The sequence below is a fragment of the Saccharothrix tamanrassetensis genome, from assembly GCF_014203665.1.
Taxonomy (GTDB): Bacteria; Actinomycetota; Actinomycetes; order Mycobacteriales; family Pseudonocardiaceae; genus Actinosynnema; species Actinosynnema tamanrassetense.
Map to the genome: position 1 here is coordinate 216,062 of NZ_JACHJN010000007.1, position 15,128 is coordinate 231,189.

Annotated in this window: 18 protein-coding genes; 4 read left to right on the forward strand and 14 right to left on the reverse strand. The window is 73.8% G+C overall.

Annotation, left to right across the window (positions count from 1 at the left end; all coding sequences use genetic code 11):
• Window positions 1-26 precede the first annotated feature (26 nt).
• Together FHS29_RS23025 and FHS29_RS23030 are read right to left on the reverse strand one after the other, a co-directional pair.
• Window positions 27-392: an Hsp15 family ribosome-associated heat shock protein gene (locus FHS29_RS23025; protein WP_184693711.1), complete on the reverse strand. Its 366-nt coding sequence runs from the start codon at window positions 390-392 to the stop codon at window positions 27-29.
• Between the two features lie 145 nt (window positions 393-537).
• Complete coding sequence (locus tag FHS29_RS23030; protein WP_184693712.1) at window positions 538-1,830, reverse strand: MFS transporter; 1,293 nt, start codon at window positions 1,828-1,830, stop codon at window positions 538-540.
• Window positions 1,831-2,091: 261 nt separating this feature from the next.
• Between FHS29_RS23030 and FHS29_RS23035 the strand changes: the two genes are divergently transcribed.
• On the forward strand, window positions 2,092-2,652 hold the full coding sequence (locus tag FHS29_RS23035; protein WP_184693713.1) for a 3'-5' exonuclease: 561 nt from the start codon (window positions 2,092-2,094) through the stop codon (window positions 2,650-2,652).
• Window positions 2,653-2,857: 205 nt separating this feature from the next.
• Here the strand turns inward: FHS29_RS23035 and FHS29_RS23040 are convergent, their stop codons facing one another.
• From FHS29_RS23040 to FHS29_RS23065, 7 genes are read right to left on the reverse strand one after another with little or no spacing between them, the layout of a single operon-like run.
• The gene (locus FHS29_RS23040; RefSeq protein WP_184693714.1) at window positions 2,858-3,154 is read right to left on the reverse strand and encodes a DUF202 domain-containing protein; all 297 of its coding nucleotides are present in this window, start codon (window positions 3,152-3,154) and stop codon (window positions 2,858-2,860) included.
• A gap of 4 nt (window positions 3,155-3,158) precedes the next feature.
• Window positions 3,159-3,506: a YidH family protein gene (locus FHS29_RS23045; protein WP_312865054.1), complete on the reverse strand. Its 348-nt coding sequence runs from the start codon at window positions 3,504-3,506 to the stop codon at window positions 3,159-3,161.
• 60 nt (window positions 3,507-3,566) lie between these two features.
• Entirely contained in the window at window positions 3,567-4,364 is a 798-nt protein-coding gene (locus tag FHS29_RS23050) for a rhomboid-like protein (RefSeq protein WP_184693716.1), read from the reverse strand.
• Window positions 4,348-4,473, reverse strand: a complete 126-nt coding sequence (locus FHS29_RS37760; protein WP_281391689.1) for a hypothetical protein — start codon at window positions 4,471-4,473, stop codon at window positions 4,348-4,350. Before FHS29_RS37760 ends, FHS29_RS23050 begins: the two co-directional genes overlap by 17 nt.
• Window positions 4,458-4,652 carry a hypothetical protein gene (locus FHS29_RS23055; RefSeq protein ID WP_184693717.1) on the reverse strand — a complete coding sequence of 65 codons (195 nt, stop codon included), beginning with the start codon at window positions 4,650-4,652 and terminating at the stop codon, window positions 4,458-4,460. Before FHS29_RS23055 ends, FHS29_RS37760 begins: the two co-directional genes overlap by 16 nt.
• Entirely contained in the window at window positions 4,649-5,092 is a 444-nt protein-coding gene (locus FHS29_RS23060; RefSeq protein ID WP_184693719.1) for a MarR family winged helix-turn-helix transcriptional regulator, read from the reverse strand. The genes FHS29_RS23055 and FHS29_RS23060 overlap by 4 nt, the downstream gene beginning before the upstream one ends.
• A gap of 32 nt (window positions 5,093-5,124) precedes the next feature.
• A complete protein-coding gene (locus FHS29_RS23065; protein WP_184693721.1) occupies window positions 5,125-5,718 on the reverse strand; it encodes a TetR/AcrR family transcriptional regulator in 594 nt (197 codons plus the stop codon).
• A gap of 96 nt (window positions 5,719-5,814) precedes the next feature.
• Here FHS29_RS23065 and FHS29_RS23070 point away from each other — a divergent pair, with 96 nt between their 5' ends.
• Window positions 5,815-6,555, forward strand: a complete 741-nt coding sequence (locus tag FHS29_RS23070; protein WP_184693723.1) for an SDR family NAD(P)-dependent oxidoreductase — start codon at window positions 5,815-5,817, stop codon at window positions 6,553-6,555.
• Between the two features lie 7 nt (window positions 6,556-6,562).
• Here FHS29_RS23070 and FHS29_RS23075 read toward each other — a convergent pair whose 3' ends face one another.
• Complete coding sequence (locus FHS29_RS23075; protein ID WP_184693725.1) at window positions 6,563-7,321, reverse strand: SGNH/GDSL hydrolase family protein; 759 nt, start codon at window positions 7,319-7,321, stop codon at window positions 6,563-6,565.
• Window positions 7,322-7,404: 83 nt separating this feature from the next.
• Between FHS29_RS23075 and FHS29_RS23080 the strand changes: the two genes are divergently transcribed.
• Together FHS29_RS23080 and FHS29_RS23085 are read left to right on the forward strand one after the other, a co-directional pair.
• Window positions 7,405-8,763, forward strand: a complete 1,359-nt coding sequence (locus FHS29_RS23080; RefSeq protein ID WP_312865056.1) for a CoA transferase — start codon at window positions 7,405-7,407, stop codon at window positions 8,761-8,763.
• 115 nt (window positions 8,764-8,878) lie between these two features.
• Window positions 8,879-10,000 (forward strand): hypothetical protein, encoded by a 1,122-nt coding sequence (locus FHS29_RS23085; RefSeq protein ID WP_184693727.1) that lies wholly within the window; start codon window positions 8,879-8,881, stop codon window positions 9,998-10,000.
• 160 nt (window positions 10,001-10,160) lie between these two features.
• Here FHS29_RS23085 and FHS29_RS23090 read toward each other — a convergent pair whose 3' ends face one another.
• The 4 genes from FHS29_RS23090 to FHS29_RS23105 form a co-directional block, all read right to left on the reverse strand.
• Window positions 10,161-11,549: a CoA transferase gene (locus FHS29_RS23090; RefSeq protein ID WP_184693729.1), complete on the reverse strand. Its 1,389-nt coding sequence runs from the start codon at window positions 11,547-11,549 to the stop codon at window positions 10,161-10,163.
• A gap of 181 nt (window positions 11,550-11,730) precedes the next feature.
• Window positions 11,731-13,323, reverse strand: a complete 1,593-nt coding sequence (locus FHS29_RS23095) for a class I adenylate-forming enzyme family protein (RefSeq protein ID WP_246440707.1) — start codon at window positions 13,321-13,323, stop codon at window positions 11,731-11,733.
• Window positions 13,320-14,615: a protoporphyrinogen/coproporphyrinogen oxidase gene (locus FHS29_RS23100; RefSeq protein ID WP_312865057.1), complete on the reverse strand. Its 1,296-nt coding sequence runs from the start codon at window positions 14,613-14,615 to the stop codon at window positions 13,320-13,322. Before FHS29_RS23100 ends, FHS29_RS23095 begins: the two co-directional genes overlap by 4 nt.
• Window positions 14,612-14,998, reverse strand: coding sequence for a hypothetical protein (locus FHS29_RS23105; protein ID WP_184693731.1), 387 nt, complete (start codon window positions 14,996-14,998; stop codon window positions 14,612-14,614). Before FHS29_RS23105 ends, FHS29_RS23100 begins: the two co-directional genes overlap by 4 nt.
• Between the last annotated feature and the right edge of the window lie 130 nt (window positions 14,999-15,128).

Sequence of the window (15,128 nt, forward strand, 5' to 3'; positions counted from 1 at the left end):
CGTTCGGGTGCAACGGCCGTTCCGGGTCAGGGCTGGCCGGTGCGGAACTTGTCCAGGACTCGGCGTTCGCGCTTGGTCGGACGGCCGGCGCCGCGTTCCCGGCGGGCGACCGGGTTGGCCGCTTCCGGCGGTGGGGCGGGGGTGCGGTCGATGAAGCAGGTGGCCGCGTCCGCCGCGCCGACCCGTTTCTGGATCACCCGGACCACCTCCAGGACGCGGGTCGTGTCGCCCACCCGCGCCCGGACCTCGTCACCCGGTGAGACGGTGCTCGCGGGTTTGGCGGGGTGGTTGTTGATGCGCACGTGGCCGCCCCGACAGGCAGCCGCCGCGTCCGGCCGGGTCTTGGTCAGCCGGACCGCCCACAGCCAGCGGTCCACTCGGGTCGACTCCACAGTGCTGAATCATGCCGGGCCGTACCACTGCGGGCCACCTCATACCGGCCCCATCCCTCTGGGCCCCATCCTTCTGGGCCCCATCCTTCTGGGCCCCATCCTTCTGGGCCGGCTCATGCCGGGCCACCGCATGCGCCGGACCGGCTCATGCGGGTGCGTCACGACGGCCGCGTGCCGCGTGGATGCCGGCCGCCACGGTACCCAGGCAGAGGGCGACGGCGCTGAGGGCCAGCGACAGGTGCACACCCACCGCCGCGCCGAGCAGGCCCACGGTGAAGCCGCTGCCGGTCCGCAGGCCGCCGGACGACATGCCGTAGACGCCGAGGACGCGGCCCCGGTCGGCGGGTGGGCTGAGCAGCTGCACGACGGTCTGCGTGATCGACATGGACGCCAGGTGCGCGATGCCGCCGACCAGGAGCAGCACGACGGCCAGCACGTAGCTGCCGGTGACCGCGAAGCCCAGGCTGGTGATCCCGTAGATCCCGGTGGCGATCACGGCCGCGGTCACCGTGGACGGGATGCGCCGGGTCAGCTCCAGCAGGATGCCGCCGACCACGCCGCCCGCGCCGTTGGCGAACAGCAGGACGCCGTAGGCCGCGCCCGCACTGCCCGCGCCCAGGTCGTTGGCGAAGATCGGCATGGACGTCTGCAGCGACGCGCCGACGAAGAACGACCCGAGACCCGCCAGCACGATCATGCTGACCAGCGTCCGGTTCGTGCCGACTTCCCGCAGGACCCTGAGCGACTCCAGCGCCCCGACCCTCGGTCGGACGTGGTGGTCGCGGGTGTGGCCGGTGAACTTGGTGCGGAACAGGAAGATGGTCAGGGGCAGGTAGAACGCGACGTTGATGAAGATGCCCGCGGTCGGCCCGAGGCCGAGCAGCAGCGCCGATCCGACGACCGGGCCGAACAGGATGCCCAGGCTGCGGAACGTGGCGTTGAGCCGGACGGCGCTGGGCAGTTCGTCCTGGCCGACGAAGTCGTGCAGCATCAGCTGCTCCCCCGGACCCCACAGCGCGCCGGCTATGCCGTGCAACACGAGCAGCACGCACGCCTGCCACATCTGCAGCGAGTCGGTGAGGAACAGGATCCCCCAGGCGACGGACACCGCCATGAACAGCACCTGCGCGGCCTGGATCACCCGGCGGCAGTCGTAGCGGTCGGCCAGCGAGCCGAACCACATGGACAGCAGCAGGAACGGGGCCCAGTGGCTGATCACCGCGAACCCGGCCAGCGCCTCCGAGTGGAACTTCTCCCACAGCACCCAGTAGGTGATGACGTGCTCGATGTTGTCGGCCATCATCGCCAGGCCCGCGCCGAACAGGTACGGGCGGCAGTCGCGGTTGCGCAGCGCGGCGAACCGGCGGGGCGGGGACGGGCTGCCGACGGGCGGTGCGGGTTCGGGCAGGTGGGTCGGGACACCGCAGGCTGCGCACATGGTCGGCGTCTGGTCCTCTCGGGTTCGGCTGTGTTCGCCGCGCGGACAGCCGGGTTCTCGTGCCGGACCCACGTTAGGAGCAGCCGACCGGCCAGGCCTAGTACTGACGTGAACAAGCCGGTGTGGGCCGCGCTACACCCGCCGCGCGGCCCGTCCCGGTCAGCCCGGCGATTCCGCGTAGGCGGCGAACGCGCAGCCCTGGGCACCGGCACAGGTGTCGCCGAGGATGTCGCGGACTGTTCTGTCGTCTACGGTCGCCCGGTGACCGGATTGTTGAACGTCGTCGACGTCGAGGCGACCTGCTGGGACGGCAACCCGCCGCCGGGCCAGTCGAACGAGATCATCGAGATCGGGCTGACCGTGGTGGACCTGGGCAGCGGCACCCGCGTGAGCCGGCACCGCATCCTGGTGCGACCGCAGCGGAGCAGGGTGAGCGCGTTCTGCACCGGCCTGACCGGTCTCACGCAGGAGGAGGTCGACACCGGGATCGACTTCGCCGAAGCGTGCCGGGTGCTCGCCACCGAGCACTCCGCGGGCTCCCGCCCGTGGGCGAGCTGGGGCGACTACGACCGCAACCAGTTCACCCGCCAGTGCCGTGCCACGAACACCCGGTACCCGTTCGGGCAGGTCCACACGAACGCGAAGGTCGCCTTCACGGCGGCGCACGGGCTGCGTCGGCGACCCGGCATGGCGCAGGCGCTCGACGTGGCCGGGCTGCCGTTGGAGGGACGCCACCACAGCGGCGAGGACGACGCCTGGAACATCGCGGCCCTGATCCTCCACCTGCACGACCGCGACGCCTGGCCCACCGCCGGCGGGTAGTCGCCGGCGGTGGGCCAGGCGTCGCGGGTAGTCGCCGGCGAGGTGTTCCGACCGCCCGGAAGACGAAAGTTGAGAGCGCCCACCGCACGGTCGCGGCGATGGACGTCGGCAAGCGGTCCCGGCGCGAGGAGGTGCTGCGGGTCCGTTCCGAGCGCGACGCGCTGACCGGGCTGGTCGGCCGCGTGCGCTCCCTGCACCTGGTGAGTCAGCCCGGCGGCAGCAGCGCCAGCAGTTCGACCACGATCATGGTCACCGTCCCGGCGACGACCGCGAGGGGCAGGCCCGCACCGCCGGTCCTCCCCCGCCGTCCCTGCTGGTAGCGCCGGCGCGCGGCGACGAGTACCACCAGCCCCAGCGACACGGTGACCGCCATGCCCGCCAGCGCGAGCGGCCCGATCCGGCCGACCGTCAACCGGGTCAGCACCGCCGAACCGGCGATCATCGCCAACGCCGTGCGCTGCCACGCCAGCGCCGTGCGCTCGTTCTGCGCACCCCGGTCCACGGCCCTACGCCTTCAGCACCAGCACGACGACCGCGGCCAGCACGACCCCGACGACGAGGACGAACCCGATCCCGAACGACGGCAGCGGCTCGGCGTGCCGCATGGCGCGTTCGCTGCGCGCCCACCGCACCCACGACAGCACCGCGCACACCAGTCCGAGCCCGATCAGCAGCACGGCCAGCGCGGTCTCCAGCGCGCCGGGCAGGCCGAGGTCGACCGCGTCCACCGCCACACCGCACGCGAGCAGCGCGAGGGCCGTGCGGATCCACGCCAGGAACGTCCGCTCGTTCGCGAAGCTGAACCGGTAATCGGGCTCCTCACCGGAGCCGTAGACGCTCCGCGGCCACTTCACCCGGGGTTCCGACGAAGGCACAGCGCATCAACTCCACGGCTCGAACCGGACGAAGTCCACTCAGGACACTCCCCGCCGCGCCCCGAACGCCGGCAGCGGGGCGACCACCAGCACCACCAGGATCCCCAGCAGCACGGTCGACGGCCGCGAGGTGTCCCCCAACGGCCCCTGCGCCGGCAGGAGCGCACCGAGCGCGAACCCGACGGCCACCACGACCACCGGCACACCGAACGCCAGCAGGAGGGCCTCCCGGCGGGGCACCCGGCCGTCGAGCACCGGCCCCACCGCCAACCCGGCGACCACCGCCACCAGGTGCTCCACATCCGCCAACGAACCGAGGAACGCGAACGATCCCACCGCGTACACCGCCAACCCCAGCCGCACCCGCAACCGCCACGGCGGCGGGACGGACGCGGACAGCAGGGCCGCCACCCACAGCGCCCCGGCGGAGAACCCCACGTCCAGGGCACCGGCCGTGCGTTCGGCCCAGTCCCACCCGGTCCACCGCAGCAGCACCAGGAGCAACGCGCCCAGCAGCACCGCGCCGAGTTGTCCCACCACGGCGACCACAGCCGTGAACCGGGTGCCCAGCCGCCACTCCGCCAGCCCGACGAACAACGCGAACGTCCCGGTCATCGGCACGTACGCGGCGGGCACGATGGCCAGGAACGACCCGGTGACCGGCGTCCACCACCGCCCCTCGGCCAGCGACGGCACGCCGAACGCCACCTCCGGGTACCAGGGTTCGTCCACGGCGTCCGTCCACAGCGCACCGCTCGCCACTCCGACCACCAGCATCACCACGACCACCGAGACGGTGAACGGCAGCCGCCGCAACACCTCAGCCGTGCGCCGCACGGGACCTCGCGCGTCGTTGCGCCACCAGGGCGTCGTACTCGGCCCGCCATCCGGGGTGGAGCGCCAACCCCGTTCGCCGTGCCTGCTCGGCACTCAGTTCCACCGACATGCCGCAAGTATCGTGCAGCTCGCACCGGTGCCTCCGGTGGCCACCGGTTCGGCGGCGAGCCGCGCCGCGAGTCCTTCGGCCGGCACGGCGGCTTCGTCCCGGTCATCCGGTGTGGACGCCGGTTCGGCCCGGCGGGCGAGGGCTTCCACGCGTTCCACCGCGCTCACGTCGGTGGTCACCGGTGATCCAGGAGGTCGCCGAGGTCGCGCAGCGTGCCGGTCACCGCGCGGAGTTCGGCCAGTGGGATGCGGGCGCCGACGTCATCGGCCCACTCGGCCTGCCTGCGTTCGACCTCGCGCAGCGCCGTCCGACCGGGTGGGGTGAGCGCGAGCAGTCGGGCACGGCGGTCGCGCGGGTCGTCCACGAACTCCAGCATCCCCTCGCCGACCAGGCTGTTCGCCGTCTGCCGCACGGCCTGCCTGGTCAGGCCCATGGTCCTGGCGACCTGGGCGACGGTGCTCGGCCCGTGGTCGACCACGCCCAGCACCTGCCACCGGGCGCTGGTCAGGCCGGCCGGCGCGGCGAGCTCGTCGCCCGCGGCGAGGAGGAGGCCGTTGAGCCGGAACACTTCGACGAGGAGTGCGGAGAACTCGGACCCGCGATCGGTCAACGCGGTCATGGCCGACAACCTGCCAGATTGACAGGTACCTGTCAAAGTTCGCCGATGGGGTGCGCCGCCTCCGCCCGCAGGCCGTCCACGACGAACGCCAGGCACCGCCGCCACGCGTCCGGGGCCGTAGCCGCGGACTCCCTGATCACCTGCGACATCGCCCACGTCAACGCGGTCAGGTCGGACAGTTCGAAGTCCGCGCGCAGCCGGCCGCTTTCCTTGGCGCGCTTGATGATCCGCTCCGCGTGGTCGGCACCGCGCTGGCAGACCTCGGCCAGTTCGGACGCCTGCGGGAACCGCCGGGCGAGCGCGTCGTTGAGGCCGTGGTCCTCGGCCTGGAGGGTGAAGATGCCCACCAGGAAGGCGACGAACCCCCGCCACGGGTCCGGGTCGGCGAGCGACTCATCGGCGATCCGGTCGAGCACCGCCAACCGTTCCGGGAAGATCGCGTCGACGAACGCCTGCCGGGTCGGGAAGTGCGCGTACAGCGTGCCGATGCTGACGCCGGCCCGGCGGGCGATGTGCTCCAGCGGCGCGTCCAGACCCCGGTCGCCGAACACCTCCGCGGCGGCGTCCAGCAGCTTGCGCCGGTTGCGCGCGGCGTCCGCGCGCAGCGGCTTCGGTTCGGCGGCCATGGGCACATCCTACAAATCGAGGACACCCTCGGGTTCGTGATAGCTTCGGAGCGGAAGTCGAGAACACCCTCGACTTAATCCTGTCGAAAGGCGCCCATGTCCACCACCAAGACCGCTGTCGTCATCGGCGCAGGCCCCGGCCTGGGCATGTCCGTCGCCCACCGGTTCGGCCGCGAGGGCTACGCCGTGGCCCTGATCTCCCGGACGGACACCCGGCACGCGGACTACGTCGCCGCGCTGGCCGAGGCGGGAGTCGAGGCGCAGGCCTTCACCGCCGACGTCGTCGACCGCGACCGGCTGCGGTCCGCCCTGGACACCGCCACCGAGCGGTTCGGGACCATCGACGTCGTCTACTACGGGCCGGGCGCGGCCGACCCGGACGCCCCGCTCAAGCCCATCACCGGGATCGGGTCCGACGACGCCCGCGAAGCCATGTCGTGGGTGTACCCGGCGGTCGACGTGGTCGAGCACGTGCTGCCCGGCATGGTCGGGCGCGGCGAGGGCGGCCTGCTGTTCGCGGGCGGGCTCAGCGCGGTCCACCCGATGCCGCCGCTGGGCGCGCTCGCGATCGCCTCGGCCGCCCTGCGCAACTACGCGGTGACCCTGCACGCGGGACTGGCCGACCAAGGGGTGTACGCGGGCAACCTGACCATCGGCGGGCTCGTCGAGCGCGGCGACATCCACCGGTTGGTGAAGTCGCAGCCGGAGAAGTTCGGCGACGTCGGCGACAAGACCCTCGACCCCGACGACATCGCCGACGAGGCCTGGCGGCTGTTCACCGGCCGCGACCGCGCCGAAGCGGTGTTCAGCGCCTTCGCCGCGGGCGTGGAGCGCTGACGCCCGGTCAGACCCTCGGCATCGCCTCGACGGTGGTCCACCCGGGGTGCTTGCCGCTCCGGTCGTCGCCGGACGATCGGCCGCGCAGCCTGCGGTTCAGCCAGGGCAGGACGTGCTCGCGGTAGTAGCGCGCCTCGGCGAGCAGTCGGCGACCGGTGGGGCCGTGATCGACCGGATCCGCTTCGGCGGCGTGCCCGAGGGCCGTGAGCACGTGGGACGCCACCCGGCGGTGGCCGGCCGCGTTGAGGTGCAGCCGGTCCGACGACCAGTAGCCGGCCTTGCGGATCTCGGTGTCGTTGAACATGTCGACCATCAGCAGGTCGTGCCGGGCGGCCAGCGCGGTGACCGCCGTGGTCAGGGCCTCGCCCCGGCGGTGGACCGTGCGGCCGAACGGCAGGCGCTCGGACGGGTCCGCCCCGCTGAGCAGCACCAGCCGCACCCCGGCGTCCGCGCAGCGCCGGATCGCGTGCTCGGTCAGCTCGACCAGCCGCTTCTCGTCCACGCCGGCCCGCATCATGTCGTTGCCGCCGCCGTTGAGCGTGATCAGCGTCGGCGCCGGGGACAGCGACAGCGCCGCGTCGAGCTGGTCGGTGACGATCGGTTCGAGCAGCCGACCCCGGATGGCCAGGTTCGCGTACCGCACCGGCTCACCGAGCCCGGCGGCCAGGCCCGCCGCCACCAGGTCCGCCCACCCCCGTGGCGAACCGTCGGGCAGCTCGTCCCCGACCCCCTCGGTGAAGCTGTCGCCGATCGCCGCGTACCGCACGCCGATGCCCTCCCCTGTCGCCCGTGGTGTCCAGCATATGAGGTGCTCTCGTGGACTGTCCGGCCGTGTCGGAGGATGGCGGGGTGACGCACGGGGACGACAGCGCGACGGCACAGGCGTGGGCGGCGCTCGGTGGCCCGGCCGGGATGTCCGGTGAGGTGGCGTACGAGCCGGCGGGCGGGGTGCTGGCCGCTCGGCTGCCGGTGCGGGAGCTGGCCCGGGCCGCGGTCGGGGTCTGTTCGCTGGCCGCCGCCGAACTGCTGGCCGCGCGGAACGGCGCACCGCTGCCCGCTGTCCGGGTGCACGAGGGCGCGGTGGCCACGGCGTTCGTCAGCGAGCGCCACCTGCGGATCGACGGCCGCGCCCCGGTGACGTTCGCCCCGCTGTCGCGGTTCTGGCGCGCGGCCGACGGCTGGGTGCGCACCCACGCGAACTACCCGCACCACCGGGCCCGGCTGCTGGACGCGCTGGGTGTCCCGGACACCGGCGACGACGAGACCCTGGTCGAACGGCTGGCCGCCGAGGTCGCCGCACGCCCGGCCGAGGCCGTCCAGGAGGACGTCTACGCGGCCGGCGGGCTCGCGGTGGCGGTCAGGGCCGCTACCGGCGAACGCCACCCCCTGGTCGAGACCCGGCCGGCGGGCAGCGGTACACGGGTGCTGCCGCCCGCCGGGCTGCCCGCCGAGGGGGTGCGCGTGCTGGACCTGACCAGGGTGATCGCCGGGCCGGTCGCGACGCGGACGTTGGCCCTGCTCGGAGCCGACGTGCTGCGGGTCGACTCCCCCGCCCTCCCGGAGTCCGGGGACGCCCTGGCGGACACCGGGCCGGGCAAGCGGTCGACGCTGCTGGAACTCTCGGACGACGGCGACCGGCAGGTGTTCGAGGAGCTGCTCGGCCGGGCCGACGTGGTCGTCACCGGCTACCGCCCCGGCGCGCTGGACCGGTACCGGCTCGCGCCCGATGACCTGCTCGAACGCCACCCCGGTCTGGTCGTCGCCCAGCTGTGCGCCTGGGGCTGGACCGGGCCGTGGGCGGGACGGCGCGGGTTCGACAGCCTCGTGCAGGCGGGCAGTGGCATCGCGGTGGTGGAGGGCGACGGTGACCGGCCGGGCGTGCTGCCCGCCCAGGCCCTCGACCACGGAACCGGCTACCTGCTGGCGGCCGGTGTGCTCCGGGCGCTCACCGGGCGGCTGCGCACCGGCGGCGGGCGGCACCTGCGGCTCTCGTTGGCGGGCACGGCTTCCTGGCTGCTGCACGACCTCCGTCCCACCGCGCCGGACGGCGGGCCGTACGACCCGCAGCCCTGGGTGACCGAAGTCGGATCGCCCTACGGCATCGTGCGGCACGCCGTTCCGCCGGTGCAGTACGAGGGCGCGCCGACCGGGTGGAGCCGCCCTGCGAGCCGCTGGGGCGACGACCGTCCGGAGTGGACAGTCCGGTGACTCCTGTCGAGGCCGCCACCGCGTGCCCGGTGCCCGTCAGGGTCGGTCGATCCCGGACGTGCTTGAAGCCGGCGGCACCCGGCGGGATCATGGGTGTCCCGAGGAACGGAGTGCGATGCGCCCCGCCTACCTGGAGCCGCGCACCGACGTGCCGGCCCTGCAGGACTGGTCGACCACGCTGATCCTGGCCGAACTGCGCTGGGGCGCACGGGTCGCCGGGCCGATCGCCGGCGTGTCGGCCGGAGTCGTCGCCTGGCTGGTCGTGTACCTGCCGGCCACCCCCGGCACGGTGGCCGCGATCGTCGTGCTGGGCCTGGCAGCGCTCGTCACCGCCGTGGGACCGCTGATGCACCGCGTCGAGACGCGCCCCGTGCGGCGCGGGCTGCTCGACTCGCCGTGGCGGAGGTGTCCCGCGACCGTCGCGGCCCCCGAGGAAGGGATCCACGACGAACGGCTGCTGGTGTTCGGCGACGGGGGAACGACCGTCCTGCGCGGGATGCTGTCCGACCTGACCGACCTCGTGCTGGAGCGGCAGGAGGTGTTCCTGTGCGGCCCGGACGGCGACGGACGGGCCGTGGTGCGCGTCGCCGGGCTGTGCCGGATGCAGTCGGCCCGGGTGGACGACCGCCCCGCCCGACCCCGTGAACGGGCCCCGCACCTGATCGGCCGGCCGCTGGACGATCCGGCGGTGGCGCGGGCGTTCCGCTACTTCAAGATCGGCGTCCGGGCGTGGGTGTGGTGCGCGGGCGCGGCGGCGCTCGGCGTGGCGATCGCCGGCCTCAGCGCTCGGCCGCTCTCCGTGGCCGGCCTGGTCGTCGGCGGGCTGCTCGTGGCCCTCGCCGCCCTGGCCCTGCCGACCGTGCTGCGCGTCGGCGGCTGGTACCGGGAAGCGGCGGCCGGGCTGAGCGCGACGACGCGGTGGACACCCGTACCCGTGACGCTGTTCCCGTGGGGGCCCTACGAGGAGGTGGCCGGCCTCGCCCAACTGCCCGGCGGCACCGCCCTGGTCCGGTTCCCCCTCCCCCACCTCGACGTGATCGCCAACATCGCCGACACCGGCACGCTCTGGATCGCCGGCGGCACGACCGGCGTGGTGGCCATCGGCGTGCCGCGCGTGCAGGCGTTGACGTTCGCCGTGGTGCAGCCCGACCGCGACAAGCCGGACGACACCTCTCAGCCGTGGCTGCTGCGCGGCAGGGAACCCGCATTGCGCAACGTCCCGGCCCTGCGTCGCTGACCACACCACCCGACGTGCTCAGGACGGGCTCGCGTGCCGTTCGGCGGTGGCGCCGTGGGCAGTTCACGCCGTCCGACGACCCGTGGACGTTCATCACGTCGACCTTGAACGCGTCCCGGCACGAGGTCGCGCAGCACGATCCCGTCGGACGAGCGCCACTTCATCGGACGAACTCCCACGGCGAAGCCGGGAACACACATCCGTCCCGCACCAGCGCACGCGCGAACCGCCGGTCGTCGGCCAGCGAAGCGAGGTCCGTGCACACCGGCACGCCCAGCGGCGCGGCACACCAGCCGCGCGCTCCGGCGTTGAGCCGGGACGCCGCCGACAGCAGCGACGACTCCACCGACCGGCCACGCCCCGTGTGCGCCCGCCGCAGCAGCGCGTCCACGATCCCGTGCGCGGCGACGAGTCCGCCGAACAGGTCCACGATCGTCATCATCGACGGCGGCACCCCGGCGTGCGCCTGGACCACGAAGTCGTTGCTCAGCGGCGGTTCCGGCCCCCACGCGTCACCCCAGCCGGACGCGTGCGCGTAGACGACGCCCGGCCGCGCACGGGCGACGTCCTTGGCCCGCAGCGCCCACCGGGCCGCCTTGCCCGGAGCCCAGTCGTGCAGGAACACGTCCGCCGCCGAGGCCAGCTCCAGCACCTCGTGCCGACCGCCGACCGTGCCCAGGTCGACCTCCGCGACCCGCTTGCCCCGGTTCAACGCCAGGAAGCGCGCGGAGCAGCCGTCCACCACCGGCGGCACCCCGCGCAGCGGATCACCACCGGGCGGCTCGATCCGCACCACGGTCGCCCCGAGCAGCCCCAGCAGGTGCCCGGCCATCGGTCCCTGCACCCGGCGGCACGACTCCAGCACCACCAGTCCCGCCAACGGGAGCGGCCCACCGACCGGCAACGGCGGCGCGTCGCCGCCCAACGGGGCGGTCAGGTACGCGGGCATCTCGTCCAGCACCCGCGACGACACCCGGACCAACGTCATCCCGGTCGTCCGCGCCGCGTTCTCCAGCACGTGGATCGGTGTCCGGCCGGTGAGCGCGGTGAGGTCGACCGGCAGCGGGCAGGTGGCCGTGTCGTACCGCTGCACGAACGGCTGCCAGCCCAGTTCCACGGCCCGCGGCTGCGCATCGAGCACGGCCCAGAACCGCTGCCACACCTCGGCATCCGGCGCGCCCAGCTCGAACAGCACCCGGTCGGCGGACACGAACGGGGGGCCGCTCGCGGCCGGCGGCTCCGGCGACGGTTCCGCCGTGGCCGCCGCCAGGTACGGCGACACCGCGAGCAGCGCGGCCTGGGCGACGGACGTGGTGGCGAGCCGGAGCGCGTTCCCCCGTGCCCGGGCCAGCTCCACCGCCACCGCACCGATCCCGGCCAGCTCGGTCGCGGTGATCGACGCGTAGTCCAGCCCGAGACGGGTGGGCCTGCCGTACTGGCGACCGTGGACGTGCATGAGGCCGCACGCCGCCTGCACGTCCAGTTCACCGCCCAGCGGCAGGTCGACCGGTCCGGCCCAGCTGACGGCTTCGAGTCCGGCGACGGTCATGCGGTCCGCCTCCCCCGCGCGGGGCGGATCACGCACGACGACGGCCGGCGCCGACCCTTCCGGACGCCGGTGTGCGCGAGTCGGGCGAACGTGATCGGGCCGTGCGCGGCGGACCGGCGACGGAACCGCCCGGTGGCGCGCGGCCCGTGGTCGCCGGACAGCTGTGCGGTATCGGTCGCCGTCATGTCCACCGTCCCGTGCCGTGTGTCTCGGCGTTCCCGACCAACCGGGTCAGCAGCTCCAGTCGCCGCACCTTGCCGGTGCCGGTGCGCGGCACCTCGTCCCACTTGAGCACCCGCGGCAGCCCGAGGTCCGGCAACCCGGCCGCCACCGCCCACCAGCGCTCGTGGTCCAGCCGCCCGTCCGCGGTGACCAGCACCGGGATCGGCAGCCGCCCCGCCGGACCGAGCACCACGCACTCCAGCACCTCGGGCAAGCGGTCCTCCACGACGTCCTCCACCTCCAGGCAGCTGAAGCCCGGCACGGCGTCCACCTCCCGGTCCAGCAGCCGCACGCCGCCGGTCCGGGTGCGCACGGCCAGGTCCCCGGTGTTCCACCACGGGCCGGAGTTCTTGGCCTGCCAACGGTCCTGCTCGCCCACGTACCCCGCGCACCGGGCCTTGGTCCGCGCCAGCACCAGACCCGGCGTGCCTCGTGGCACGTCCTCGAACGTCGCCGGGTCGACCACCCGCAGCCGCGTCCGGCCGGGCACCGGACGGCCCAGGAACCTCGCCGTGGTCTCCCGCCGGGCGGCCTTGCGGGTGAGGAACCGGAACGTCAGCGGCCCGGTCTCGGTCTGGCCCCAACCCTGCATCCACAATGGGTGTTTGCGCTTCGAGGCGTTCAGCATGGCGCGCACGGCCGGCGGGTGCATGGCGTCGTAGGAGCTGACGTACAAGCGCACCGAGCGGAACGGGTTGTGGCTCGAAGCAGCCAACTGCTGCCAGCGGACATAGGTGGACGGCAGCGCTTCCACGGTCGTCGGCCGGTGCACGCCCAGCACGTTGCGGGCCGAACCGGGCTCGCTCAGGATCACGATCTTGCGCGGCTCCAGGCCGAACACGCTGGCCGTCCAGCAGAACGTCCGCCCGTGCGCGTAGGAACTGGCGTTGGCCACCACGTCGTCCCGCCGCGTCCCGATCACCGGCACCCGGGTGGACTCGAACCGGGCCAACCGGCTCGCCAGCGTGGAAGTGGTGTGCACGACCAGCTTCGGCAGCCCCGTTGTGCCCGAGGTGTGGTTGATCACCAACGGGTCGTCGTCGTGCCGGAGCCACGGCGACGGGGCCCGCGACCCGCGTACGTCGTCCAGCACCAACCTCCCGCCCCCGTCCCGGTCCCCATACCCATTCCTATGTCCGTCGCCGTGTCCGTCCCCGTGGCTCAACGACAACACGCGTCGCGCGTGGTGCGCCGCCATCGGCCGGTCGGTCACCAGCACCGCCGGTTCGAGCCGCTTGAGCAGGAGCTCCAGGGCGTCGTCGGCCAGGTGCCCGGAGAGCAGCGCCGGCACCGCACCGAGCCGGATCGCCGCGCACGCCAGCAGGTCGTAGTCGTAGTGGTTGCGCTTCACCACCGCCACGCGTTCGCCCTCACGTGCCCCGGCCGCGTGCAGCCAGCCCGCCGCCTCCTCCACCAGGTCGGCGAGCTGCGGCACGGTGAACGTCGTGCCGCGCTCCGGCGCGATGTCGAACGGCCGGTCCAGCACGACGGTGGTGTGCGAACGCCGTGCCGCGCACTCGTCGAACAGCGTGCCCATGTCGCGGGGCTTCATACGGGTTCCCTTCTCGGCACAGCGAGCACACGAGCGGCGGTTCGTCGTCCGGAGCGCACAGCGGCCTCGCTGCACGGCATCACGCCCACCCAATCCCCCGCGTAGTCCACGACCCCGCCCGCCCGTGCGACGAAGTCGGCACGCAGCGCCACCGCCTCCGGGGTCGCTTCGGGCAGCCCGTCCCGGAACCGGTGCACCACCGCGTCGCGGGTGGCCGCGCGCAACCCCGGCACGAACTCCTCGGCGGCGGCGGCGAGCACGTCAGCCACCTCGGTGTCGGACGCCGCCAGCAGCCGGCCGGCGATCGAGGGGTGGGCGACCAACGTGACCAGGCCACGTCCTTCGGGCGCGCGATTGCGGTACTTGAGGTGCTCGAACAGGATGGTCGACACGGTGCGGCTCGCCACCGACGGCAGGGCCACCAGGTACACCTCGGCTTGCGGCCGCCGCTCCAGCATCAGGTGCACCTTGACCACCGGGGTGTACGTCGACGCCTCCAGGAACGGCACCTCGTGCCCCGGCGGGTTCGCGTACACCTGCCGGACGACCGGCGCGGGCATCGCGAGCACCACCTGCCGGGCCCGCAGTTCGGTGCTGCCGGCGAAGATCCGCGCCGACCGCGCACCGGCCACCACCACGTCCACCGGGAACGACAGGTTCACGTCCAGCCGGTCCGCCAGCGCCCGCGCCATGATGTCCATGCCGTCGCGGTAGGTCCGCCACGCCGACGACCGGCCGATCGCCGACAGCACCCCGAGGAACGGCCCGGCCGAGGACCGCTCCGGACCCCAGCCGCAGAACCCGGACAACACCGGTCGGCACAGGTGGTCCAGCGGGTCGGGGTGGTGCCGGGCGGCGAACTCGGCGACCGTGTCCGTCCCGGACCGCTCGGGGTGGTCGAAGTCGTGACCGCCGCGCAGCACCCGGACCAGGTCCAGCAGCCCCCGCACGGACAGCCCGGCGCCGGTCGGCAGTCCCGACGGGCGCGCCAGGCCGGGGCGGACCCGGCCGTCCCGCCACACGCCGGGCCGCCGCCCGATCCGGGGCAGCTCGAACCGCCCGATGCCCAGCTCCGCCAGCACCGCCCAGGTCGCGTCGCAGCCGCGTCCGGAGACCTGCGCCGCGCCCGAGTCGATCACGAAACCGCCCCGGCGCAGGGTCGCCATCCGACCGCCCACCCGGTCACCGGCCTCCAGCACGACCACCGAGCGCCCGGCCTTGCGCAGTTCGTAGGCGGTGGTGAGGCCCGCGATCCCGGCTCCGACCACCACCACGTCCACGTCCGTGCTCACCGCGGGCTCACCACCACGAGCGGGGCCGTCGTGATCCGGTGGGTGTCGGCGCCCGGCCGGACGCGACTGCGTCCGCCGCTCGCGGATTCGCGGATCACCGTTTTCAGCGCGGCGGTGCCGGTACCGGTGATGAACCGCCGATCAGGAGTGGCCGCGACCTGTCGCACGAGGTCGAACAGCACTCGGTCGCCGCTGAACAGATCACCCGGACAGACCGCGATCTTCGCACAGGCCTCGCCGCGTGGAATTCCGCTATTCCCGAACCCACCCGGTGCACAGCGGCCGGCGGCGAATCCGGAGACAACGGCACCGCGAGCACGCACCGGCACGCCGCCACGGAATTCGGGAAATCCTCCGGCATCCGCACGGAATCGGCAGAACATGGTTCGAGGAGCAATGGTGACGGGTAGCGGATCTCCGCCTCCGCGCCTCCCGGGCGCAGGCCACGCACGCGCAACACCAGAGCCCGCGCGTCTGCGTCGCCGTCCGCTCCGACCACGCGCCGCACCCCGG